The organism is Mycolicibacterium wolinskyi, assembly GCF_002101965.1.
In the GTDB taxonomy this organism is placed as follows: Bacteria; Actinomycetota; Actinomycetes; order Mycobacteriales; family Mycobacteriaceae; genus Mycobacterium; species Mycobacterium wolinskyi.
The window spans coordinates 177638-198565 of sequence record NZ_LQQA01000005.1; the positions used below are offsets into that span (position 1 = coordinate 177638).

Sequence of the window (20928 nt, forward strand, 5' to 3'; positions counted from 1 at the left end):
CGTGCAACCGATCGCTGAGCCCTTGAACTTGGACTTCGCCGGACGCCTGCCCGGTTTCGGGCCGGGATTTATGGCTCACGGCCCCGCATCGATGGCCGCGCGGTTGGCGCCGCTGACCCAGCAGGCCGGCGTCGGGGCGGTGCTGACCTCGCGCAACGCGGCGGCCGCCAAGACCGCCATCCGCGCCATCCGCGCGGTCAACGCCGATGCCAGCGTCCTGGCCGATGCCCACCGCTACAGCGGCCGCAACCGCAGCATCGGCGCGGCCGGGATGGATCCCGGCTGGATCAACATGCAGTTTCAGGCCGGGTGCCAATGGGCGCTGACCGATTCGGGATACATCCCCGCCGCTGACCCCGCTGCGCTCGCGGCGGTGCTGGGGTTCGCCGCCGGCACCGACCAGGTCATCACCGCGTTGCCGCTGGCGCTGAGCTGGTTGACCGATGACCGCGGCGCGCTGCTGGATGCCATCACTGCCGCGGGGCGGCCGGTGGCGGTGATGCTCGAACACAAAAACGATCCGCTGGGCAGCGAGGCGGCCGTCGCCGGCCTCATCGAGGTCCTGCGCGCCGACGTTGCGGTGCTGCTGTTGCTGTCCGACATCTCGACGTTGGGGGCGCTGGCCCATGGCGCCGCGGCGGTATCGGTGGGGACCCAAGCACGCTATCGCCATATTTATCCGCGACCGGCTCCCGGCGACGAGGATGGCGGCTTCACACCGCCTCCCTCGGCGTTCGTGCCCGCCCTTATGTCCTACAAGCACCTTGAGCTGATCGCCGACTTGCACACCCGCCATCCCGACAGCACCCTGTGGCACTGCAGCTGCGTGATCTGCGCCGGGCGCACCCTGGACTGGATCACCACGGCAGTCGATGCGCCGGCGGCGGCTTTCGAGCATTCGGTGGCCGCCTTGGCCGCCATCGCCGCCGGGCTGATGGCTGACCCCGACCCGGCGACGCGCTGGCAGACGCTGTGCGCCCAAGCGCAGTTGCGCTATGACGAGATCCCGACCCCGTCGGGGCGGCCGCGCCGCTACCCGCCGGCGCTACGCGCGTGGGTACGCGCCACCCCGCAGCCCATCCACCGCTAAACCCAGGACTCCGGCCCGCAGCGCGTGGGCGAACACAAGCTCTTCTTTCTGGCGGGTCGCCACGGTGCGGCGGGCGGTGGCAATCGGCCCGGGGCGTCCCGGCATCACGCAGGTGCTCTCGCCGTCGTGGTGCCAGACCACCGCCAGTCCGGCCATCTCGCATTCGCGTACCGTCCAGGCCGCGGGCCCGCGCACACCGTCGAACACCACCAAGCCCGCGCCGTAACCGGCCAACACGTCCAACGCATAGATCGCCCGACGGGGCGATGCGGTACTGATGAACCCGACGATCGACAGCGGTGAACGCGGCGGCATCGGACCGAGATCGGCGTCCCACCCTTCCCACACCGCCAACGTCGAGGCGTCGGTTTGCGGCGGTTGCCCGTCGCGCAGACGTTGCCCCACCACCTGCTCGTCGAGGTCGACGACCGGCAACACCGAAAAACCGCTGAGCGTCAGGTGCGGCAACACCAGCCCGCTCCATCCGGCAGCGACGGCAGCCGCGGCACCCAGGTCGTCCTGGGCGCTGCCGACCGAGAGCAGATCTGCCCGTGCCATTCAGCTCACCACCGCATGTACTTCGTCCTCGCCGGCCGGTGTCAAGGTCGCCCTCCGGTCGGAGAACATACAGATGATGTTGGGATCCTCGGCCGAAACGGCGAAACGCACCTCGTCGTGCTTACCCAAATTGACCTTATCGAGCAGCTTCTTGGGCACCGACACCTGGTACACCGTCGTGATCGTGCGGGGCCCCCACACCGGACGCAACAGCCTCATAGCCTCACGCTACCAAGATTATTAATAATATTAGCCAGTTTCGATGAACGAGTCCGGGTCGCGCATCGGCGGTATCGGACACGTTCCCGGCGGTGAAACGCGTTGGGCGCCATCGCGTTCGGTGATCGCCGGGTGCAGGCAGGCGGCGGCCGGGAAACGGCGACGTCAGCGACCGGGTAGCGCCACGTTAATCGCCGGGCAAGAACGCGACATGGGCGCGGCGTGCGACCCATAATTGCGGGTGGTCGCTGGGGTGCTGGTCGGCAAGTGCAAATGCCCACGGTGTCACGGCGCGCTCACGCGCGGCGCCGGCTACCGAGGCGAACTCGTCGCGGAAATGGCTGCGCTGTCCCGATGTCCAGTCACGGTGATTGAGGGCCAACGTCCAGGGCTGTGCGAACCGGCGGGTGTCGCGGTCGTAGCCGCCGCCGGCGTAGAGCTCGATCCAAAAAAACCCGTCGACATCGGTGATGTGGCCGGTCCAGCGCAGCTGGGCGTGAAACACCCGCCGATGCGCCAGCCTGACGATGTCCCATCGGGGTAATCCCTTGAACGCGAACTGGTAGCGATCGGCGTTGACGCCAGGCAACTCGATCGGTGCCTGTCGGCGTTGCTCGTCGCTCATGGCCAAAAAAGCCGCCGCGAACGCGGATCGATCGGGCCACCGCACTGCCCGAGGTGCGTGCGATATCGGGGTGTGCTGGCGGTGGTGTCCCGCGTGAGGTGTGGCGGGGGTCGGGTGCAGCACGGGCAGCCGGCCGGGCGGGCCGCCGCGGTGATGACACCGGCGGCGGCGGTCTCCTCGACCAGCGTGCAGTTGGTGTGTTGTCGCAACCGTTTGGTGGCGAAATGTGCTTGCACCCTGCGGTTGGGCCGGTGGGCGCGCGGAAACATCTCGACGCTGCACCCACAGGACCGAAACCTCGTGGCAGCCACCTCGGCGGTCGGCCAGGCCCGCAACTCTTGCGCCGAGACCACTACGGCCGGCATGGTTCCCTCGATCACGGCACTGTCCATAACCCACCTGGCATTGAGCCGCACCATTTCCCCGCGCCGATCGCTGTGTGGATCGGGTGCCGGTCTGACCAGTGCCGGTGAGCACGGCGCTGGTTGGCGCCGTACGGGCGTTACCGGCCAGTGTGGCAGCCAACACCGACACCGCGTGCACCACGCGCGGCGCAGCGGCGGGGTTCGGGTCGCTAGGGGCGCCTGGTTGGCTGCCTCACCGCACTGGCCGGCCGGTAGGGCCGTCGGTGAGAGCGGCCAGCACGACGGCGAGTTGGGCAGGATCCACGTGATGGCCTTGCCGGGCCAGCTGCACGCGGCGCGAGTGCGGCAACACTTCGGCGAGAAGCCCGATGGCGTCGTGGAGGAATGTCGCGCTCGTGGTGCCCGATATCAGTGTGGTCGGAGTCGTGAGCGTGGCGTAGCGGTGCACGTCGGCGGGGATCTCGGCCAGTACCTGCATGGTGGGCAGCAGGGTGGGGGCATGTGCCACATTCGACAGCCACAGCGGGTTGTCCCGCGCACCTGCCACCTCAGCCGGTGACAGGCCGCCGCCGCCCTGCGCCAGGGCGTGCAGGACCAGTTCTTCGTAGCGTCCTTGGTCGAGCATCCGGGCCATCCAGGCCCGGTCCGGTGTGGGATAGGTGGCCGGCAGCGGTGGCTCGTAGAGTGCCAATCGTGGCACCAGTTCTGGTGCGGATAGCGCGGTTTCGAGGGCGATCACCGCGCCGAACGAGTAGCCGAACAGCGCCTCGATCGGGCCCACGGTATTGATGACCGCCCCGACATCCTCGGTGTAGCGATCAATGTGCGGAGCCGAACAGCCGCGTTGGCTCGTGCCGTGGCCGCGCAGGTTAACCAGCGCAACGGTGAACCGATCGGCGAGGTGGCCGGCCAGCGGCATGAGGCTGAGCGCGGTGCCCAGCCCGCCGTGCAGCCCGACGATGACTGGGCCGCGGCCCCGCGTCAGATAGGTGATTTCGGTCCCGTCGGCTGAGGTCACCATACCGCCGCGCACCCAGCCTCGGTTGCTGGTCATCGGTGCACCGGACGCTTGGAAGTGTTGTGTGCCAAGAGTTTGTCGACGACATAGATTGCGTCGCGGCCGACGCCCCGCAGCGACGCCGAGGACAATGAGCGTTGCCACTCCACGCCCACGAACCCCAGGCCGGGGTGGGTGGTCGACAAGCCGCGTCGCTGTCGGGGTGCACCGTGGTTATCGAGTGCCCCCAGTCCCGAGAGGTAGTCCAGCGCCGGTCGATAACCCGTCGCGCACAGCACGACATCGACCTGCTCGCGGGTTTCGTCCCGCCACACCACCGTATCCCCGTCAAGGCGGCGAAACATCGGACGCCGATCGGGTCGGCCGGCGCCGAGAGCACGCCGATAGCGGCCCTGATCGAACACCGGGACCGTGGGCGGTCGGGCCAGCCAGGGTCCGACCGGGGCGGTGTCGAGGCCGGTTCGGGTCAACCAGACGTGGATGTCACGGCCCAGCGGGCGCTGCGGCACCAACCGAACCTGGCGTCGCGTGGCGAGGGTGACGTGGGCGAGCGTGGCCAGCTCGGCTCCGATCTGGATCGCCGAATTGCCGCCTCCCACAATCACAATCCGTTGACCTGCCCACGGGTCGGAGGCACGGTAGTCGCTGGCGTGTAGCAACCGGCCGGTGAAAGTCTCGGCTCCCGGCAAGGCTGGTATGTAGGGCTTGGCGAAGGAGCCGGTCGCGGCGATCACGATCGGGGCATGCCAGTGATGGCCGGTGGCGGTGGTGACGGTGAACCCCTCACCGTCATGGGTGACCGTGGTCACGAGGGTATTGGTGTGGATGTCGAGCTGCAGTGTCGCGGCGTAGCGGCGCAGATAGTCGATGACGTCGTCGCGGCGGGGATAGCGGTCTGGGTCACCGGGAAAGGACATGCCGGGCAGCGCACTGTAGCGGGCCGGGCTGAACAAGGTCAGGCTGTGGTAGTAGTCGGGCCAGGATCCACCCGGGTCGGGGCGCGCGTCCACCACGATGGGCCGCAGGCCGCGATGTTGCAGCGCTGCGGCGGCGGCCAGGCCGGATTGGCCCGCCCCGATGACGATTGCGGCATGGGAAGCCCCAGTGTTCATCGCGGTGACGGCTCCTTTGGCGTTACAGAGACGCGGGTTGGGTACGGGGCGGGCACACTCGTGGCGGCGGCCAGCACCGCGGCCAAGCCCGCGACCGCGCCGAGGGCCACAAACATGGCGGCGTAGCCGTGCAGAACAGTTGCGAGCGCGGCGCCGATGAACGGCCCGAGTGCGGTAGCGAACATCACTGGTGCCGACAGAATCCCGCTCAGGTAGCCGTAATGGGTTACGCCCCACCGTTCGGTGACCGCGGTGGCCTGCAGCAGGGTCATAACGCCGCGCACCATGCCGGCCACAATCGCCACCGCGATGAGCGCGGCCAGCGACGTGAACACTCCCAGTAACACGGTGCTCGCCGCCACGACGGCCATGATCAGCACCGTGCGGGTCACGACACCGAAACGCCGCACCAGGTACTGATAGGCCAGGCGGCCCAGCACCTGGCCCACCCCGCCCAGGCCTAGGGCCACCGCGGCGGCCTGCGTGCTGATCCCGCGCTGGGCCATCAACGGGACCAGGTTGACGACCACGGCATACGACGCCAACGCGGAGAGCGCGAACGCTGCCGTCAGGGCCAGGAAAGATCGGGTGCGCGCGGTAAGGGTGGGTGCTTGCACCGGGTGGGGGTGGTGGGCTACGGCCGGCCACGGGCGGCGCAGCCCCAGCAAGTGGGCCGGTATCGTGATCACCGCCAGCAGTACCGCAAGTGCGAGATAGGTGCTGCGCCAATCCAAATGGGACGCCAACGCGGCGGTCAGCGGAGCGAACACCGTACTGGCGAACCCGGCCACCAACGTCAGCACCGTCAATGCCCGCACCGCATTGGGGGCGAAAAACCGCGTGAGCGCTGCGAACGCCGGCGCATAGAACACGCCGCTCATCGCCACGCCCGCCACCACCCACGCCGCCACAAAACACCCGTAGTTGGGGGCGGCGATCACCGCGAGCAGTGCGGCCACCGCCAGCACCGAGCCGCCGGTCATGATCCACCGGGGACCGTGGCGGTCCAGCAGCGGGCCCACCACCATGCCCGCCACCGCCGAAGTGACCAGCCCGGCCGAGAACGCGGCGGTGACCGAGAAGGCCGGCCACCCGGTGTCGCGGCAGATCTGGGTCAACAGCACGGGAAAGGCGTAATACAGCACACCCCAACTGACGATCTCAGTGACACACAGCGTCACCAGCACGGAGCGCGGGCCGGGCGGCCGCGCCCGCGGGTGTACACCGGTTGGTGAGCTCATCCGCCGATCGGGTCCAGCGTCAACGGCTGCGCTGCGGCTGCAGCGCTACAGCAGCCCCCGACATTGGCGGCATCGGCGTCATCAGCCAGACCGCCGCCGCTGCACACCCCGGTCTCGGGCAACACCAACTCCACGCGTCGCGCCGCGTCATGATCGCCGGCCAGTTCGGCGGCCACACTGCGGACCTGCTCGAACCCGGTCAGCGCCAAGAACGTCGGTGCCCGCCCGTAGGACTTCATGCCCACCAGATACAGCCCAGGTTCGTCGGGATGGGACAGTTCGGCCGCGCCGTGCGGGGGCACGCTGCCGCAGGAGTGCACGTTCGGGTCGATCTCGGGGGCCAGCTTGGCCGGGGCCTGCAGCACCGGATCGAGTTCCAGGCGCATCTCGGACAGGAACGACAGGTCGGGGCGGAACCCGGTCAGCACCACCACCTGGTCGGCCGGCGGAAGCGTACGGCCGTCATCGGCGACCAGCACGGCTCGGTCCTCAACGAGATCGATGCGGTCAGTGCGAAAGCCGGTGTGCAGGCTGACCAGTCCGGCGTCGACGGCCTCACGGGCCCGAACGCCCAACACGCCGCGCTGCGGCAACGCGTCAGCTTCGCCGCCGCCGAAGGTGTCGTCGACAGTGCCGCGACGCCACAGCCACGACACCCGCGTCGAAGGATCGCCGCGCACCACCTCGGCCAACTCGATCACCGCGGTCATCGCCGAGTGGCCACTGCCCACGACGACGACATGGCGGCCGGACAACTCGGCGGCCTGGCTGCGGGCTGCCGGGATGTAGCTCACCAGCCCGGCTTCCGTTGCCGCCTGTTCTCCGATCGCCGGAAGGCCGTCGGCGCCAGCGGGATTGGGCTGTGACCAGGTACCCGATGCGTCGATCACCGCGCGGGCGATCACACGCGATTCGTTCCCGTCGCGATCGGCGATTCGCACGGCGAACGGGGCCTCGGCACGGCCGGCGCTGAGCACCCGGTCATGGCCCTGGCGCGAGACGCCCACGACCCTGGTGCGGTAGCGCACCCGATCACCGAGCACCTGACCGAGCGGGGACAGATAGCCGTCGATCCACTCGCGCCCGGTGGGATATCCGGCCCCCGGTGCAACCCAACCGGTGGGCGCCAGCAGCCGGGCAGCAGCGGGATCGACAAGCTCGGGCCACGGCGAAAAGGTCCGCACATGTGACCACTGCTCGACCGCGGCACCGGGGCCGCCACCGGCTTCAAAGACCACCGGTTCCAGGCCACGTTCGAGCAGATGCACGGCGGCAGACAGGCCCTGCGGGCCGGCACCGATCACAACAACGGGTAGGTCGGACATCTCCACTCCTCAAATCGACAACCATCGATGCATCGACAATGCTCGATACATCGATGTTTGTCAATGGGTGTGTCATACTGGGCTCATGACCAGCGCAAGCGCCGCGGTGACTCCCGCCGACATCGCGGCGTGCTGCTCGCCGTTGACCGGCGGCGTCATCGACACCGCGGCGGCCGAACGGCTCGCCGCCGTGTTCAAGGCGCTGGCCGATCCCGCCCGGGTGAAACTGCTGTCGCTGATCGGTGCCTCGGCCGGGGGTGAAGCATGCGTGTGCGATCTCACCGACCCGGTAGGGCTGTCGCAGTCGACGGTGTCCCATCACATGAAACTGCTCGTCGATACCGGTTTGGTGAGCCGCGAGCAGCGCGGCAAATGGGCCTACTACCGCGTCAACGACACCGCGCTCAACCGCGTTGCGGCGTTGATCGCCGCGCGATAGAACCGGGTGGCGCGGCATGGCGACGCGCTCGCCGAATGATCAGCAGCGTGCCGGAATCAATGCCATCAACTGTGACGATAGCGACCTCTGTGCAGTGCCCGGTTGACTGCATCGCGCTGATGCGGTGTCGGTAACCGATTGGTGACCTTGGCGATTGCCACGTCGATATCAGCGCCTGACGCCGGGCCGTCGCCGACCATCGTGACCGCGCGGCCGATCTCGCCCTCGCTCAACGTGACCGGACCGCAGAGCGCTATCAAAGGCGAGTGGCCCGTCGGTGCCTGCTCGGCGTAGCCGGTGCGCAACCAGCCGATCGCTTTCGCGAAGGCACCCCGCAGGCGCCCGCCGGATTGGGTTGGGACACTGCCGATATCGGATGTCGCGGCACGAACGGGCGAAGGTGGTGCGGTGCGCAGTCGGTTACGCATGGGTGGGCAGGCCGAGTTCGGTCAGCAGGGTGCGGACTCGGCGTTCGATGTCGTCGCGGATGGGGCGGACGGCATCGACGCCCATGCCGGCCGGGTCGTCGAGCTTCCACTCCTCGTAGCGGCGGCCCGGAAAGACCGGGCAGGCATCACCGCATCCCATGGTGATCACCACGTCGGCGGCCTGCACGATCTCGTCGGTCCACGGCTTGGGATATTCGCCGGAGATGTCGATGCCGCGCTCAGCCATCGCGGCCACTGCGGCGGGGTTGATCTCGTTGCCCGGTTCCGATCCGCCCGACCAGGCCACGGCGGCATCGGCCGCGAGGTGGGTGAAAAATCCCAGGGCCATTTGCGAGCGGCCGGCGTTGTGGGTGCACAAGAACAGCACCGTCGGCCTGCCGTCATGGCTTTTGCCCTCCACTTTTGCCAGCGCGTGAAGTCGCTGGCGGGCGAAGCGTTCGGCCAGCAGCGGGAGGAAGTTCACGACTGATGCGCGGGTGGCGAACTGGTCGTAGGAGGAGTGCAGGAAGCGCTCGATCGTCTCTACGCCGAAGGATTCGACGAACTCGGATTCCAGACGTGTCGCAGCGGTCTTGAGTGCCAGCTTCTGGTTGATGGAAAGGTCGGAACGCAGGTGGGTGGCGGTGTTGTCGGACATGGCGGCTCGTTTCTGTTCAGGCGGGTTGCAGTGATGGCAAGAAGTGCTCAATGCGTGTGGACAGCTCTTCGACGGTGGCGTCGAAGGCGTCGGGCGTCGAGGAGCGCGCTGGGTCGGCGACAGACCAGTGCATCCGAACCAGGTTGGCCGGTAGCTCTTCATGGGCGTTGTCGCACACCGCGATTACCAGATCGTCGGGGGCGAGGACGTCGTCGAGATGTCGGGGATGGCAGGGCGTGATGGGCACGTTGTGGCGGCGCGCGGCGGCCAGTGCGCCTGGGTGCACGGCTCCCACCGGGTGCGTGCCCGCCGACGTGGCCGCAATGGGGCTGCGCCGATTCCAGATGGCGGCCGCGATCTGACTGCGCGCTGAGTTCTGGGTGCAGACGAACACCACCCGGGCAGCGGTGCGGTGGGTGCAGGGAACCAGCTGTTCCAGGGCATCGTGATTGAGGCGAAGATAGGTTCGCCTGCGGTCAGCCTCTGAGCGGGTGCGCGTCACCACGCCGGCTTCCTCAAGCACCTTCAGGTGATGGGCCATCAAGTTCGACCGCATGTTCAGACCGGCCCGCAACTCACTCGGCGAGGCGTCTGCCGGCAGCAATAGGTCCACGATGGCCAGCCGTGCCGGGTCGGCGAGCGCCGCGTGGATCGCAGCGCGCCGCGAAGTGCGTCCGAACGACGAATTTGAGTCAGTCATTATTGACTCAATATTTGTTGAGTTAAATCCGTCTTGTCAACTCGCTCCTGCCTGGGTGTCAGGTGTCGCAGAGGTGGTTCATCTACCGTTCATCTGAGTAGCGCTGTGGGTTCACTGAGAGCCCCTAGGTTCACAGCCGAGCAGCAATGGCCTGCTTGGCGCGATCTCTGCTCGATCACCGCGTCAACCCGCATTCGTATTGAAGGAGCTTCGTGAAGGCCAAACGATCTGGCGCTGCGCTGAGCCTGTTGGCCGCTGGCGCCCTGATGCTGTCGGCGTGTGGCAGTGACAACAACACCACCTCCTCGGGATCTGGCGAGACCGGTGGCTCGGCCGCGGCCGGCGACTGCGGAGGCAAAGAAGCGCTCAAGGCGAGCGGTTCCACCGCGCAGGCCAACGCCATGACGCGCTTCATCAACGCTTATGAGAAGGATTGCCCCGGCTTCACCCTGAACTACACCTCCAGCGGATCGGGTGCCGGTGTGTCGGAGTTCCTGGGTGGACAGACCGATTTCGGTGGTTCGGATTCACCGCTGAGCGCCGAGAAGGGTGAAGTCGACAAGGCCAAAGAACGTTGCGGGGGCAGTGAGGCATGGAACCTGCCCGCGGTGTTCGGGCCGATCGCCGTCACCTACAACGTGGCTGGTGTCGATGCCCTGGTGCTTGACGGCCCGACGCTGGGCAAGATCTTCAACGGCACCGTCAAGACGTGGGACGCCCCTGAGATCAAGGCACTCAATGAGGGCGCCGCCCTGCCGGCCGAGCCCATCAACGTGATCTTCCGCAGCGACGAGTCGGGCACCACCGATAACTTCCAGAAATACCTCGACGCAGCCTCTGACGGGGCGTGGGGCAAGGGTGCGGGCAAGTCATTCGCCGGCGGGGTCGGCGAGGGCGCCAAGGGCAACGAGGGCACGTCCGCGGCCATCAAGAGCACCCCGGGCTCCATCACCTACAACGAATGGTCGTTCGCCAAGGCCCAGGGCCTGTCGATCGCCGACATCATCACCTCCGCCGGGCCCGAGCCGGTCAAGCTGAGCGTGGAGTCAGCCGGCAAGGCGATCGACGGCGTCAAGTTCAAGGGCGAGGGCAACGACCTGGTGCTCGACACCGCGTCGTTCTACAAGCCGACCGAGGCGGGTTCCTACCCGATCATGCTCGCCGCATACGAGATCGTGTGCTCGAAGTACCCGGACGCCGAGGTGGCGACGGCGGTCAAGGCGTTCATGCACTCGGCGTTGGGCAACGGCCAGACCGGCCTTGAGGAGAACGGATACATTCCGGTCCCCGAGGCCTTCAAGACACGGTTGACCACCGCCGTCGACGCCATCAACGCGACGACCTAGCAACTCCTAGTTCCATGGCCGTCACACCAGACTCGACCGCTGTGGGCTCGTCGGCAACCCCGACGAGCCCACGGCAGATCGGGGATACTCCCGCAATGCCCACTGAACCTGGCCGCACCACCGTGCCGCACCGCAGCCACAACCGTTGGGGCGACAGGATATTCAGATCGATCGCCATCGCGGCGGGTGCGACGATCATCGGCATGATCGTGCTGATGGCGCTGTTCCTGCTGATCAAGGCGATCCCATCGCTTCAAGCCAATCAAGCCAACTTCATCACCAGCGCCGAGTTCCTCACTACCGACGCTGACAATCTGAGATTCGGCATCCGCGATCTGTTCCAGGTCACGGTGCTCAGTTCGATCTTCGCGCTGGTGATCGCGGTGCCGATCGCCATCGGTATCGCCGCGTTCCTCACCAACTACGCGCCCAAGCGCCTCGCCCGTCCATTCGCCATGCTGGTGGACCTGCTGGCGGCGGTGCCCTCGATCGTCTTCGGCCTGTGGGGCATCTTCGTCCTCGCCCCCTGGCTCACCCCGGTCGCGACCTTCCTCAACGACAACCTCGGCTGGTTCTTCCTGTTCTCCGAGGGCAACGTGTCGCTGGCCGGCGGCGGCACCATCTTCACCGCGGGCATCGTGTTGGCGGTCATGATCCTGCCGATCATCACCTCGGTCACCCGTGAGGTCTTCGCGCTCACTCCGCGTGGCCATATCGAGGCTGCCCAGGCTTTGGGCGCCACCAAGTGGGAAGTGATCCGGATGACCGTCTTCCCCTACGGGCGCAGCGGAATGATCGCCGCATCGATGCTGGGTCTGGGTCGCGCGCTCGGGGAGACGATCGCGATCCTCATCATCCTGCGGACCGCCGCTCAAGCCGGCCACTGGTCACTGTTCGACGGCGGCTACACATTCGCATCCAAGATCGCTTCGGCGGCAGCGGAATTCAGCGCACCGCTGCCGACCGGCGCCTACATCGCCGCCGGATTCGTGTTATTTGCGCTGACGTTTGTCGTCAATGCGCTGGCCCGGTTGGCAGCAGGAGGAAGGGTCAGCGGAGGATGACAACAGCAACTCTGGAACAGCCGGTAAAAACCCCCACGTTCCATCCGGTCAGCACTGCTCGCAAGTTAAAGAACAACATCGCAACCGCTCTGTTCGCGGCGTGCTTTCTGATTGCCGTCATTCCTCTGGGCTGGTTGCTCTACACCGTGGTGGCCAAGGGCTTCAGGGCGATGACCTTGTCGACCTGGTGGACCAACTCACTGGCTGGTGTGCTGCCCGAAGAGTTCGCCGGTGGTGTCTACCACGCGATCTACGGCACCCTGATCCAGGCTCTGATCGCGGCCGTGTTGTCGGTTCCGCTCGGGGTCATGGCTGCTGTGTATCTGGTGGAGTACGGTCGGGGAACATTTGCCAGGGTCACTACCTTCATGGTCGACATCCTGGCGGGTGTGCCCTCGATTGTGGCCGCGCTCTTCATCTTCGCGTTGTGGATCAGCACGCTCGGGTTGCCGCAGAGCGCGTTCGCCGTGTCGCTGGCCTTGGTGCTGCTCATGCTGCCGGTGGTGGTGCGCAATACCGAAGAGATGCTCAAGCTGGTGCCCGACGAACTTCGCGAGGCTTCCTATGCGCTTGGCGTTCCGAAGTGGAAGACGATTGTGCGGATCGTCGTCCCGACAGCCCTGCCCGGCATGCTCAGCGGGATCCTGCTGGCGCTGGCGCGGGTGATGGGTGAGACCGCGCCGGTGCTCGTGTTGGTGGGCTACAGCAGGTCAATCAACTTCGACGCATTCGACGGCAACATGGCCTCGCTGCCGCTGCTGATCTACACCGAACTCATCAACCCGGAAGAAGCGGGCGTGCTTAGGGTTTGGGGCGCGGCGCTCACACTGATACTCATCGTCGCAGCGCTCTACCTGGCTGCTGCGCTCGTCAACCGATACCTGACGCGTAACAGGGTTTAGGAGTTCACTGATATGGCCAAGCGGCTGGATCTCAAAGATCTCAACATCTACTACGGGTCGTTCCATGCGGTGGCCGACGTCGCGCTGTCGGTGCAGCCGCGCAGTGTGACCGCGTTCATCGGTCCGTCGGGTTGCGGCAAGTCGACTGTGCTGCGCACGCTCAACCGTATGCACGAAGCCATTCCCGGGGCCCGTGTCGAGGGTTCGGTGCTGCTCGACGGTGAGGACATCTACGGTGCCGGGGTCGACCCGGTGGGTGTGCGTAAGACCATCGGCATGGTGTTCCAGCGTCCGAATCCCTTCCCCACCATGTCAATTCGCGACAACGTGGTGGCCGGCCTGAAGTTGCAGGGCGTGCGCAACAAGAAGACCCTCGACGAGGTCGCGGAGCGTTCGCTCAAAGGCGCGAACCTGTGGAACGAGGTCAAGGACCGTCTGGACAAGCCGGGCGGTGGGCTGTCCGGTGGTCAGCAGCAGCGGTTGTGCATCGCCCGTGCCATCGCGGTGCAGCCTGACGTGCTGCTGATGGATGAGCCGTGCTCGGCGCTCGATCCGATCTCGACGCTGGCGATCGAGGATCTGATCTCCACGCTCAAGCTGGACTACACGATTGTCATCGTCACGCATAACATGCAGCAGGCCGCGCGGGTGAGTGATCAGACGGCGTTCTTCAACCTCGAAGCCACCGGTAAGCCGGGCAGGCTCATCGAGGTCGACGACACTGAGAAGATCTTCTCCAACCCCAACCAGAAGGCGACCGAGGATTACATCTCAGGCCGCTTCGGCTAAGCAATCCAAGCGCATGCACGTCACGCGCAGGGGGCATGGGGAGCGTGACAAGAAGGGTGGGCGACACGAGTTGACGATCGAGGTGCGGCGCGCTGACGCGACAACGGGGTCAGCGAACTTCCGTGCGGCCGTAGGGCCGACACGCGGCAGCATGGTGCTCGTCGATACCGATCCGGCGATCGCGGCCCGGCTCATGGACGATGCGGCCCGGGCCGGCATCGCTACCACGTGGTGCAGCGACGGCGCCGAGGCGCTGCTCGCTGTCGGTGCCGAGCCGCCTGACGCCCTGGTGCTGCATGCCCACACCGACACCGTGGACGCGGTGGCGATCGCCAGCGCGGTGCGCAGCCGCTGGCACTTGCCGATCCTCGTCGGTTCCGATCCCGGCGACGACGACCTGGTGCGTCAGGTGCTGGCAGCGGGCGCGTCGGCGGTCATCGCACGGCCCTACGACATCGCCGCGATCGCGCCGTTCGCGCTCAACGGCGACAAGCGCGGCGACGAAGCCCACATTCACATCGCCGGTCCCATTCATGTCGACTCCGACAAGTACGAGACCAGGGTCCGTGGCCGCGACATCCAGCTCACCCAGCGTGAACTGGAACTGTTGGTGTTTCTCATCGGACAGCATGGTCGTGTGGTGAGCTCGGAGGAGATCAGTGACGCGGTCTGGGGTCGCGTCTCTGACACCAACACCGTGGCCGTCCACGTCAAACGGCTACGCGAAAAGCTCGGCGTCGACTCCGAACACGGCGAGTTCATCCGCACGATCCGCGGCGCTGGATACCGGTTGGCGCCGTCGATCTACGCGTGAGTTCCGCCCAGACCCCGTCCGGTACGGCTGAATGGACGAAGTCCCTGCGGGCGCTTCAGTCCTACCGTGAGCTGCGCGGCAACGCTGAGGTGGGACAGCGGGTCCGCGCATTCGGGGTCGACCTCGGAAAGTGGGTGGCGCAATGCCGTGACGCCTACTGGAACGGCGAACTGGACGCCGATCGGGTCAAAGCACTGCAGCGCATCGAGGGCTGGCACTGGGGATTCTCCCGACACGGCAGCTGGCGCCACGGCTTTGACATCCTGCAAGCCTATGCCCGAAGCCATCGCACCACCCATGTCTTCGACACGACCGTCATCGACGGCCTCGATCTGCAGGCGTGGACGGCCGCACAACGCAGCGCCTACCTCAACGGTCAACTGACCAAGACACAGATCGAGCTCCTGGGCACGCTTCGGGACTGGACCTGGGATCAGGACGAAATCCGATGGCGGCACGGCATTCTGGCCGCTCACCGCTTCATCGAGCGTCACGGCAGCCTCGATGACGTCGACCGCGACACCCGGATCGACGACTATCCGTTGGGTCAGTGGCTGCAGCGCTGCCGAGAAGACTTCCGAGCCGACGCATTGCCGGCCGAGCGCGTCACCGCACTCGAAGAACTCGCCGGTTTCAGCTGGGGGCGACAACACGACCAGTGGACCCACGGCTATGAAGCACTCACACACTATGCCGCGGACAACCGTCACGCAGCCCCGAGCCAACACACCGTCATCGACGGCTTCCGGCTCGGGTGGTGGGTCACCCGCAAACGCCACCAATACCGGCAGGGCAGCCTGACCGACGAACAGATCACCGCGCTGGAGGCGTTGCCGGGCTGGCAGTGGTCACCACTCGACGATCAATGGCAGCGCGGACTAAACACGCTGCGCCGCTACACCGAACAGCATGGACACGCCAACCCGCCACGGGGCTACACCGTCGACGGCTATCCCGTCGGAGACTGGGCACGCGCCCAACGTGACTCCTATGACCGTAGCCGCATGCCACGGCAAAGAGTTACCCAGCTTGAGGCGCTGCCAGGGTGGACATGGAATGCATAGGTGCATAGCCAGGCAATCCCCCGGCATACGCCTCGGCCGATCCCCGAACAACGCCACATGCACTGTCGCGGCTCTCAGCATCGATGCCTACGTGGCCAAGATCTATCAGCCGAACCGGGCGGCAGGCCTGTAATCGCCCCGCTGAATCGCGACCAACACCAGACTTGTCCAAGTCAGATGCGCAGCAGCACGACCATAACCATCAACCGTGCCGTCCGTGCCTGCTTAGTGTCGGCTCGCCGCCTGGCGAATTTGACTGTCCCGTCACGCATTCCGGTGGTGTCGTTGTGCTCGACCGCCGTCGCGCGTTCAGGGTGCGGTGGTCAATTTCAGCATTGTCGAGGCGCACATACTTATCGCGACACCCTGTGTGGATGTGCAGACGGGATCGCTGGCCGACCACCAGAGTGCCGTGTCGCCGGTGAGGGAATCCAAAGTGTGCGCTACCCAAGGCGTTGACGTCGACCCCGTAGCTCCCATCCGAAGCGATGGATGTCACACCTTCACCAAAGGCAAACCCCGCCCGATTGAAGCGACACACGTACGACCGGAGCTGTTGTTGACAGCGCGATCAGACAATTGCCCGATCACCACTGTGTATGCGTCTCTGTCGGAGCACGCTAACAACAGTTCTGTCTAGAGATAGAAGCCGCACCGTTAAGACCGGTTTGCAACAGGTCGAACGCGTCCATGCGCGGGATGCAATATGCAATACGCGCTTCGGGCGCAAGCCGACCACGACCGGTGATCTCCCATGCCGCCAGCGGCGCAACGTGTTCCACGCGGGCCTTCGCACCAAACACCTCCTCACAAAACGCCGCGACGTCACTGGCAGTGATCCACGGAGATCCCAACTCGATACGGATCTCGGTACGGCCCAGCCACGGCGGCTGGACCGCTTCCAGTGCGGTGACGTTGCGCTCATAGCGAGGGTCCACCGCGGCCGCCGCCATTGCCTCCCGCAGCTTTTCGCGCACGTCCCCGCACAAGTAGTCACGGGCGATCAGCGCCCGGCCGTCGCGGGGATCCCGATAGACCAGGTCGCCGAGTTCGTCGAACGCCTCTTCACGGTCGGTCACCCCGAGCAGCCCGCCGATGCGGTCGAGATCCAGGCCCCGACCCTCCCCCAAGCAGATCGCCAACGCCTCACCGGGCGTTTCGGCACGGGTGACAGGTTCAGGGCGTTTGTTGACCCTCCGGGTCAGAATCGGTGCCGGGCACGCTTCGCCGGTGTCTTGGTCGAACAGCTCCAAAGCGAACACGATCGGTGCGTCCGGATCACGCCGGAACCCACCCATCGGTGGGGTGCGCCATCCCAGGCGCGGCATCCCTGTGTCCGGGTCCGGTTTGCCCTCGGTGACGGTGCCCCGATTGAGTGCTCCGTAACGGGCTACATACGCTTCGTAGGCCTCGCGGCAGGCGACGCGCAGCGGTTCGACCGCCTCGTCGGGTCGGTCCCGGTCCGATTCTGCCTCCACCAGTGCGACCGCCGCGTCGCGCAACCCGATCAGCGCGCGCAGCTCGGCGCTGGGGCGAGACAGCACCGCCAAGTCGCCGTCAACAACCCGCACCACCTGGCCGTCAACGACGTGCAATGAGCCCTCTTTGCGGCCCTGGTCGTCGGTCAGCCGTATGTCGGATAGATCCACCGCCGCCGAATCGTCGGCGGCGTACGGCACCAACAGGGGCCCCACGGCGGCGAATGCCGCGGCGACCGCAGCGCTGGGATTGTCCGTGTCGACTGCCAACGGAAGGCGGTCAAATCCGGTCAGGCGCATTGTGCCGGCCACCAACTCCGGGTGTTCATCCCAGAACGAACTCACCCACTCGTGTACGTGGCGGTTGCCCACCTCGCCCGTGAGCAGCGTGCGCCCTTGCCCGTCTGCTGGGTGCCAGCCGTGCACATCGTCATCACCGTCACGTACACGCAGGACCACCACGTCGGCGACGACCTCGGTACCGAACTCGCGGAAGTATCCCGAGGGCAATCGCACCGCCGCGATGAGGTCAGCGTGGCGGCCGATGTCTGCCGACAGTACTTGTGCTGCATCAACTGCGTGGCGCGAGGTCACTACGACGACGTAGCCGCCCGGGCGAACCGCCGCTACGGCTCGGGTCACGAAATACCCGTGCAGCGACCCGTAGAAGCCGATGGCGCTGTCGTGCACTCGTGCGGCCGAGAACGGCACATTGCCAACGCACGCGTCAAACCGCTTGTGCGGCAGCGATACCGTCTGCAGATCACCTGTGATGATGTTCGCGCTGGGATGCAACGCACGTGCGATTTGCGCCGAGATCGGGTCAGCCTCCACTCCGGTCAGCGCAATAGACAGGTCGGTTGGCGCATGTGTGAGGAAGTTGCCGGATCCGCAACCCAGGTCGAGCACAGATCCACCTGTGAACCCCGCGGTACGCAGCAGTCCCCAGATATGAGCCACTAGCTCCGCCGGGGTGAAAAATGAGGTGTCGACGACGCGTGCCGCCTTCGCCATCGCCTCACCGACCGCATCGTCAAGCTCATCAGCCAACGCAGCCCACGTCCCGCAAGGTTGCGCGTCAAACAGCTTCGAGACCGGACCCCAACCCGGAAACGCCGCCAACGCCTTGCGCTGCCGATCATCGGCAACACCGCCGGCCTCTAGCCCAGCGGCAGTTTGCGCGGCGCAGATCGCCCGCGTGGCCAGCTTGACGCCCCTGCCGCTTGCACGGTTTTTGGCATGCCGAATTCCAGACGACGACATAACGATTCCCTCCCGGGAGTTTGTGGGCCCGCCTGACTGGCTTGCCCTTCACCACAAACTGTACAGCGCCCCACCGACAAAAAGCCCCGCCAAACAGCCCGAAATACGCGCTCCCACAGACGATTTCAACGCCGCGCCCTCCCCACCCGGCATGGGTATGGGAGGTGGCGAGAAAGTTCACTGAGCGGCCACCCCGAGCGGGGGCCACTGCCGCATTAGCGGGTTTGTCAGGATCGGATCAGCCGCCGGCCCGGCGCATTGCCGGCGTCGTGCGTGAGCCGAGCGAGCTCGTAAGCCTCCGCTCAATCGGCGAGGCACCGAATAAGCATGAGTAGGGTTGGCCCGAAGCAGGCCGGGCCTACCACAGACGTGGCGGTGGTGGAGCAGCGCGGTGGGAGATACCTAGGTATTGGTGACCGAAGCGACCTCGTGCGGCGTGATAATCAATGGACTGTGCTGCTTTCGGCAGTGCCGAACTCTTCTCGACTGACCGCAGTAGAAAGGTGTGCGCTGATGAGCGTGCCTCCCAGGCCGGATCCGTTCGGTTCAACGCCGCCCGCCGGTGGTAGAGGTCAACGTTGGGGCCAGCACCAGAACTCACCGACGCCGCCGATCGGGCAATGGCAACCCCCACCGCAGTGGGTCCCGGGACCGACCGGGCCGAACAAAGGCGGCGGGAAAGCCAAATGGATCCTGGGCGCACTAGTGGCCGTCTTGTCGCTGGCCCTCGCCGTAGCTGTCACGGTCCTGGTCGTGCGGCCCGACGACGCCAACGGTCCTGCAAAAGCAGACGCGCCGAGCCCCAACCCCGGGTACGCCAGCGCTAATGACACTGGACCCGCCAACATCGTCACGGAGGACCCGACATGTGAGGCGTGGACAAAGGTCGCTCACAGTCTGGAAGTGGCTGTGCCCGAATGGAACAAGCAAGACTACTCGGTGCCGGCTACAGAATGGAGCCCCGCTCAGCGTGCGGTGTTTGAGAAGCAAAGCGTCTCGCTCAAGGAAGCGATTCCCAAGGTGGCCAACCTTGCTCAGCGGACACCTCGCCGAGTGATGTGGGAACTTTACGGCCAGTTCAACGCGTATGCCCAAGCGGTGATCGACTCTATCCCGACCTACTCGGCCAATGACAATGAGATCGTCGCTGCCTCCAACCAATTCACCGGCGCACTGACCAGGGTCTGCGATGCCATCTACTACCGGGCTGCACAACAGACTTCGCCGGTAGTGGCGTTGGCGTCGCCCCCTACAGGGGCTCAGGCACCCGGCGCCGGCAGCAGCCCAGTCCCGGAACAGTTCCTACACAGTGACGATGGGACGTGCGCCGACTGGATAGCCATGGTCGAGCAGTTCAACGCCGAAGCCAAAGGGTGGCGCAGCATTGACTCGCGGATTCCGGCCACAGAATGGACGACTGACCAGAAAGCAGTCATGGATGCGGTAGCGCCGATAATGACCAGCTACGCCAACAATATGGAGCGGTTAGGTCGGGGAAGTGGCAATCCGGTCTGGGAAGATTTCGCGGTGTTCGCAGCTCAATACATGCGCGCATATGTGCAAGCAATACCTACCTACACCCCAAACGTGAGCTTCATGGCATCACAGTCAACGCTCCTGGCCAGTGCGATCCACTGGGCGTGTAAGAGTCGGTAATCGCCGTCGCGGCACACCCCGGTCCACCGGTGAGGTGTGTTGTGCCCCGGTCAGGCGTCCTGGCCAGGGCACTACTGACGGGAGTGCTGGATCTCGAATCCATCCAAGTCCGAGATCGAGTCGTCGTGGTTCGATGGATTGCCACGCCAGTCGGCGCGCAGTCTTTGACCGCTGGCGTTGTAGCATGAGCCACAGTTACTGCAGTCCGCATTCGCGCTACCGCGATACCTGCGTACTTCCTTTCCACAGTGATCGCAGTCCCACGCGGCGTATCCAGCGGTGTCCCTGGTTTCTTCAACACGTCGGTAGTTCCGTGCCATTGCTTACCTCTCTTGCGCTGCGCTGGTCTTCCAGCGGCCGAGAATGTGTTTCAACGACCACGCTGCACCTTCCCAGTAGGCGCAATAGCGCATGCTCCACGGCTGCTGGATTCGTATCCGCAGTTTGGCCAGGCGGTCCTCGATGTCGGCGATTGTGACGACTTCCCCTGCGGCCACGACGAATAGAACGCTACGGACCGCGTCTGCAGCTCCCTGGTGGTATGCGACATGGCTCTCATCTGCGCCGTGTTCACCGGCCTGCGCGGTCGCGGCTTCTCGTAACTCCACCAGTTCGAGCATCGTCATCGTCACTCGTTCACCTTCTCAGGACGCACCGACAAACCTGACCGGCCATCTCTTCGCCAGCTCGGATCGTCACCGAAACGCCCGGTACGTCGACCTAGAATCGCCTGCTGTTGCCTAGAACGAAGTGCCCGTCCTTGCGCTCATTGAA

Annotated in this window: 22 protein-coding genes; 9 read left to right on the forward strand and 13 right to left on the reverse strand. The window is 65.7% G+C overall.

Going from position 1 to position 20928, the window contains the following annotated elements; genetic code table 11:
- The first annotated feature begins 1 nt into the window (after window position 1).
- Entirely contained in the window at window positions 2–1090 is a 1089-nt protein-coding gene (locus AWC31_RS02770; RefSeq protein ID WP_085142457.1) for a hypothetical protein, read from the forward strand.
- Here the strand turns inward: AWC31_RS02770 and AWC31_RS02775 are convergent.
- The 8 genes from AWC31_RS02775 to AWC31_RS02805 form a co-directional block, all read right to left on the reverse strand.
- Entirely contained in the window at window positions 1046–1648 is a 603-nt protein-coding gene (locus tag AWC31_RS02775) for a hypothetical protein (protein WP_085142458.1), read from the reverse strand. The genes AWC31_RS02770 and AWC31_RS02775 overlap by 45 nt on opposite strands.
- Window positions 1649–1867, reverse strand: a complete 219-nt coding sequence (locus AWC31_RS02780) for a hypothetical protein (protein ID WP_085142460.1) — start codon at window positions 1865–1867, stop codon at window positions 1649–1651.
- A gap of 187 nt (window positions 1868–2054) precedes the next feature.
- On the reverse strand, window positions 2055–2492 hold the full coding sequence (locus AWC31_RS37725) for a hypothetical protein (RefSeq protein WP_234816688.1): 438 nt from the start codon (window positions 2490–2492) through the stop codon (window positions 2055–2057).
- Window positions 2489–2884 carry a hypothetical protein gene (locus tag AWC31_RS37730; protein ID WP_234816689.1) on the reverse strand — a complete coding sequence of 132 codons (396 nt, stop codon included), beginning with the start codon at window positions 2882–2884 and terminating at the stop codon, window positions 2489–2491. The genes AWC31_RS37725 and AWC31_RS37730 overlap by 4 nt, the downstream gene beginning before the upstream one ends.
- Before the next feature lie 205 nt (window positions 2885–3089).
- Complete coding sequence (locus AWC31_RS02790) at window positions 3090–3911, reverse strand: alpha/beta fold hydrolase (RefSeq protein ID WP_085142462.1); 822 nt, start codon at window positions 3909–3911, stop codon at window positions 3090–3092.
- Complete coding sequence (locus AWC31_RS02795; protein ID WP_085142464.1) at window positions 3908–4987, reverse strand: flavin-containing monooxygenase; 1080 nt, start codon at window positions 4985–4987, stop codon at window positions 3908–3910. The genes AWC31_RS02790 and AWC31_RS02795 overlap by 4 nt, the downstream gene beginning before the upstream one ends.
- Window positions 4984–6228, reverse strand: a complete 1245-nt coding sequence (locus tag AWC31_RS02800) for an MFS transporter (protein WP_085142466.1) — start codon at window positions 6226–6228, stop codon at window positions 4984–4986. The genes AWC31_RS02795 and AWC31_RS02800 overlap by 4 nt, the downstream gene beginning before the upstream one ends.
- Window positions 6225–7553 (reverse strand): NAD(P)-binding domain-containing protein, encoded by a 1329-nt coding sequence (locus AWC31_RS02805; RefSeq protein WP_085142821.1) that lies wholly within the window; start codon window positions 7551–7553, stop codon window positions 6225–6227. Before AWC31_RS02805 ends, AWC31_RS02800 begins: the two co-directional genes overlap by 4 nt.
- Window positions 7554–7638: 85 nt before the next feature.
- Here AWC31_RS02805 and AWC31_RS02810 point away from each other — a divergent pair, with 85 nt between their 5' ends.
- Window positions 7639–7992, forward strand: coding sequence for an ArsR/SmtB family transcription factor (locus AWC31_RS02810; RefSeq protein ID WP_085142469.1), 354 nt, complete (start codon window positions 7639–7641; stop codon window positions 7990–7992).
- A 65-nt stretch (window positions 7993–8057) separates the two neighbouring features.
- Here AWC31_RS02810 and AWC31_RS02815 read toward each other — a convergent pair whose 3' ends face one another.
- Genes AWC31_RS02815 through AWC31_RS02825 form a run of 3 tightly spaced genes read right to left on the reverse strand, consistent with a single transcriptional unit; the run spans window position 8058 to window position 9778 of the window.
- Window positions 8058–8420, reverse strand: a complete 363-nt coding sequence (locus AWC31_RS02815; protein ID WP_085142471.1) for a DUF3349 domain-containing protein — start codon at window positions 8418–8420, stop codon at window positions 8058–8060.
- Window positions 8413–9078: an arsenate reductase ArsC gene (locus AWC31_RS02820; protein WP_085142473.1), complete on the reverse strand. Its 666-nt coding sequence runs from the start codon at window positions 9076–9078 to the stop codon at window positions 8413–8415. Before AWC31_RS02820 ends, AWC31_RS02815 begins: the two co-directional genes overlap by 8 nt.
- 16 nt (window positions 9079–9094) lie before the next feature.
- Window positions 9095–9778 carry an arsenate reductase/protein-tyrosine-phosphatase family protein gene (locus AWC31_RS02825; protein WP_085142475.1) on the reverse strand — a complete coding sequence of 228 codons (684 nt, stop codon included), beginning with the start codon at window positions 9776–9778 and terminating at the stop codon, window positions 9095–9097.
- A 212-nt stretch (window positions 9779–9990) separates the two neighbouring features.
- On the opposite strand from AWC31_RS02825, the gene pstS reads away from it, so the two are divergent.
- From pstS to AWC31_RS02855, 6 genes are all read left to right on the forward strand, one after another.
- Window positions 9991–11124, forward strand: a complete 1134-nt coding sequence (gene pstS / locus AWC31_RS02830) for a phosphate ABC transporter substrate-binding protein PstS (protein WP_085142477.1) — start codon at window positions 9991–9993, stop codon at window positions 11122–11124.
- Between the two features lie 95 nt (window positions 11125–11219).
- Window positions 11220–12188, forward strand: a complete 969-nt coding sequence (gene pstC / locus AWC31_RS02835; RefSeq protein ID WP_085142479.1) for a phosphate ABC transporter permease subunit PstC — start codon at window positions 11220–11222, stop codon at window positions 12186–12188.
- Window positions 12185–13090 (forward strand): phosphate ABC transporter permease PstA, encoded by a 906-nt coding sequence (gene pstA, locus AWC31_RS02840; protein WP_085142481.1) that lies wholly within the window; start codon window positions 12185–12187, stop codon window positions 13088–13090. Before pstC ends, pstA begins: the two co-directional genes overlap by 4 nt.
- 12 nt (window positions 13091–13102) lie before the next feature.
- The gene (gene pstB / locus AWC31_RS02845) at window positions 13103–13879 is read left to right on the forward strand and encodes a phosphate ABC transporter ATP-binding protein PstB (RefSeq protein ID WP_085142483.1); all 777 of its coding nucleotides are present in this window, start codon (window positions 13103–13105) and stop codon (window positions 13877–13879) included.
- Window positions 13880–13949: 70 nt separating this feature from the next.
- Window positions 13950–14693, forward strand: a complete 744-nt coding sequence (locus AWC31_RS02850) for a response regulator transcription factor (RefSeq protein ID WP_085142823.1) — start codon at window positions 13950–13952, stop codon at window positions 14691–14693.
- A complete protein-coding gene (locus AWC31_RS02855) occupies window positions 14690–15757 on the forward strand; it encodes a helicase associated domain-containing protein (RefSeq protein ID WP_085142485.1) in 1068 nt (355 codons plus the stop codon). Before AWC31_RS02850 ends, AWC31_RS02855 begins: the two co-directional genes overlap by 4 nt.
- Window positions 15758–16377: 620 nt before the next feature.
- Here AWC31_RS02855 and AWC31_RS02860 read toward each other — a convergent pair.
- The gene (locus AWC31_RS02860; protein WP_234816690.1) at window positions 16378–18285 is read right to left on the reverse strand and encodes a winged helix domain-containing protein; all 1908 of its coding nucleotides are present in this window, start codon (window positions 18283–18285) and stop codon (window positions 16378–16380) included.
- Window positions 18286–19401: 1116 nt separating this feature from the next.
- Here AWC31_RS02860 and AWC31_RS02865 point away from each other — a divergent pair.
- Window positions 19402–20154, forward strand: a complete 753-nt coding sequence (locus AWC31_RS02865; RefSeq protein ID WP_133060066.1) for an ESX-1 system-associated protein — start codon at window positions 19402–19404, stop codon at window positions 20152–20154.
- Between the two features lie 323 nt (window positions 20155–20477).
- Here AWC31_RS02865 and AWC31_RS02875 read toward each other — a convergent pair whose 3' ends face one another.
- On the reverse strand, window positions 20478–20780 hold the full coding sequence (locus AWC31_RS02875) for a hypothetical protein (RefSeq protein WP_085142494.1): 303 nt from the start codon (window positions 20778–20780) through the stop codon (window positions 20478–20480).
- Window positions 20781–20928 lie beyond the last annotated feature (148 nt).

Bases quoted from the DNA above. Each gene is read 5' to 3' on its own strand.
- AWC31_RS02775 (WP_085142458.1), bottom strand. From the start codon at position 1,648: ATGGCACGGGCAGATCTGCTCTCGGTCGGCAGCGCCCAGGACGACCTG.
- AWC31_RS02780 (WP_085142460.1), bottom strand. From the start codon at position 1,867: ATGAGGCTGTTGCGTCCGGTGTGGGGGCCCCGCACGATCACGACGGTG.
- AWC31_RS37725 (WP_234816688.1), bottom strand. From the start codon at position 2,492: ATGAGCGACGAGCAACGCCGACAGGCACCGATCGAGTTGCCTGGCGTC.
- AWC31_RS37730 (WP_234816689.1), bottom strand. From the start codon at position 2,884: ATGGACAGTGCCGTGATCGAGGGAACCATGCCGGCCGTAGTGGTCTCG.
- AWC31_RS02790 (WP_085142462.1), bottom strand. From the start codon at position 3,911: ATGACCAGCAACCGAGGCTGGGTGCGCGGCGGTATGGTGACCTCAGCC.
- AWC31_RS02795 (WP_085142464.1), bottom strand. From the start codon at position 4,987: ATGAACACTGGGGCTTCCCATGCCGCAATCGTCATCGGGGCGGGCCAA.
- AWC31_RS02800 (WP_085142466.1), bottom strand. From the start codon at position 6,228: ATGAGCTCACCAACCGGTGTACACCCGCGGGCGCGGCCGCCCGGCCCG.
- AWC31_RS02805 (WP_085142821.1), bottom strand. From the start codon at position 7,553: ATGTCCGACCTACCCGTTGTTGTGATCGGTGCCGGCCCGCAGGGCCTG.
- AWC31_RS02810 (WP_085142469.1), top strand. From the start codon at position 7,639: ATGACCAGCGCAAGCGCCGCGGTGACTCCCGCCGACATCGCGGCGTGC.
- AWC31_RS02815 (WP_085142471.1), bottom strand. From the start codon at position 8,420: ATGCGTAACCGACTGCGCACCGCACCACCTTCGCCCGTTCGTGCCGCG.
- AWC31_RS02820 (WP_085142473.1), bottom strand. From the start codon at position 9,078: ATGTCCGACAACACCGCCACCCACCTGCGTTCCGACCTTTCCATCAAC.
- AWC31_RS02825 (WP_085142475.1), bottom strand. From the start codon at position 9,778: ATGACTGACTCAAATTCGTCGTTCGGACGCACTTCGCGGCGCGCTGCG.
- pstC (WP_085142479.1), top strand. From the start codon at position 11,220: ATGCCCACTGAACCTGGCCGCACCACCGTGCCGCACCGCAGCCACAAC.
- pstA (WP_085142481.1), top strand. From the start codon at position 12,185: ATGACAACAGCAACTCTGGAACAGCCGGTAAAAACCCCCACGTTCCAT.
- pstB (WP_085142483.1), top strand. From the start codon at position 13,103: ATGGCCAAGCGGCTGGATCTCAAAGATCTCAACATCTACTACGGGTCG.
- AWC31_RS02875 (WP_085142494.1), bottom strand. From the start codon at position 20,780: ATGACGATGCTCGAACTGGTGGAGTTACGAGAAGCCGCGACCGCGCAG.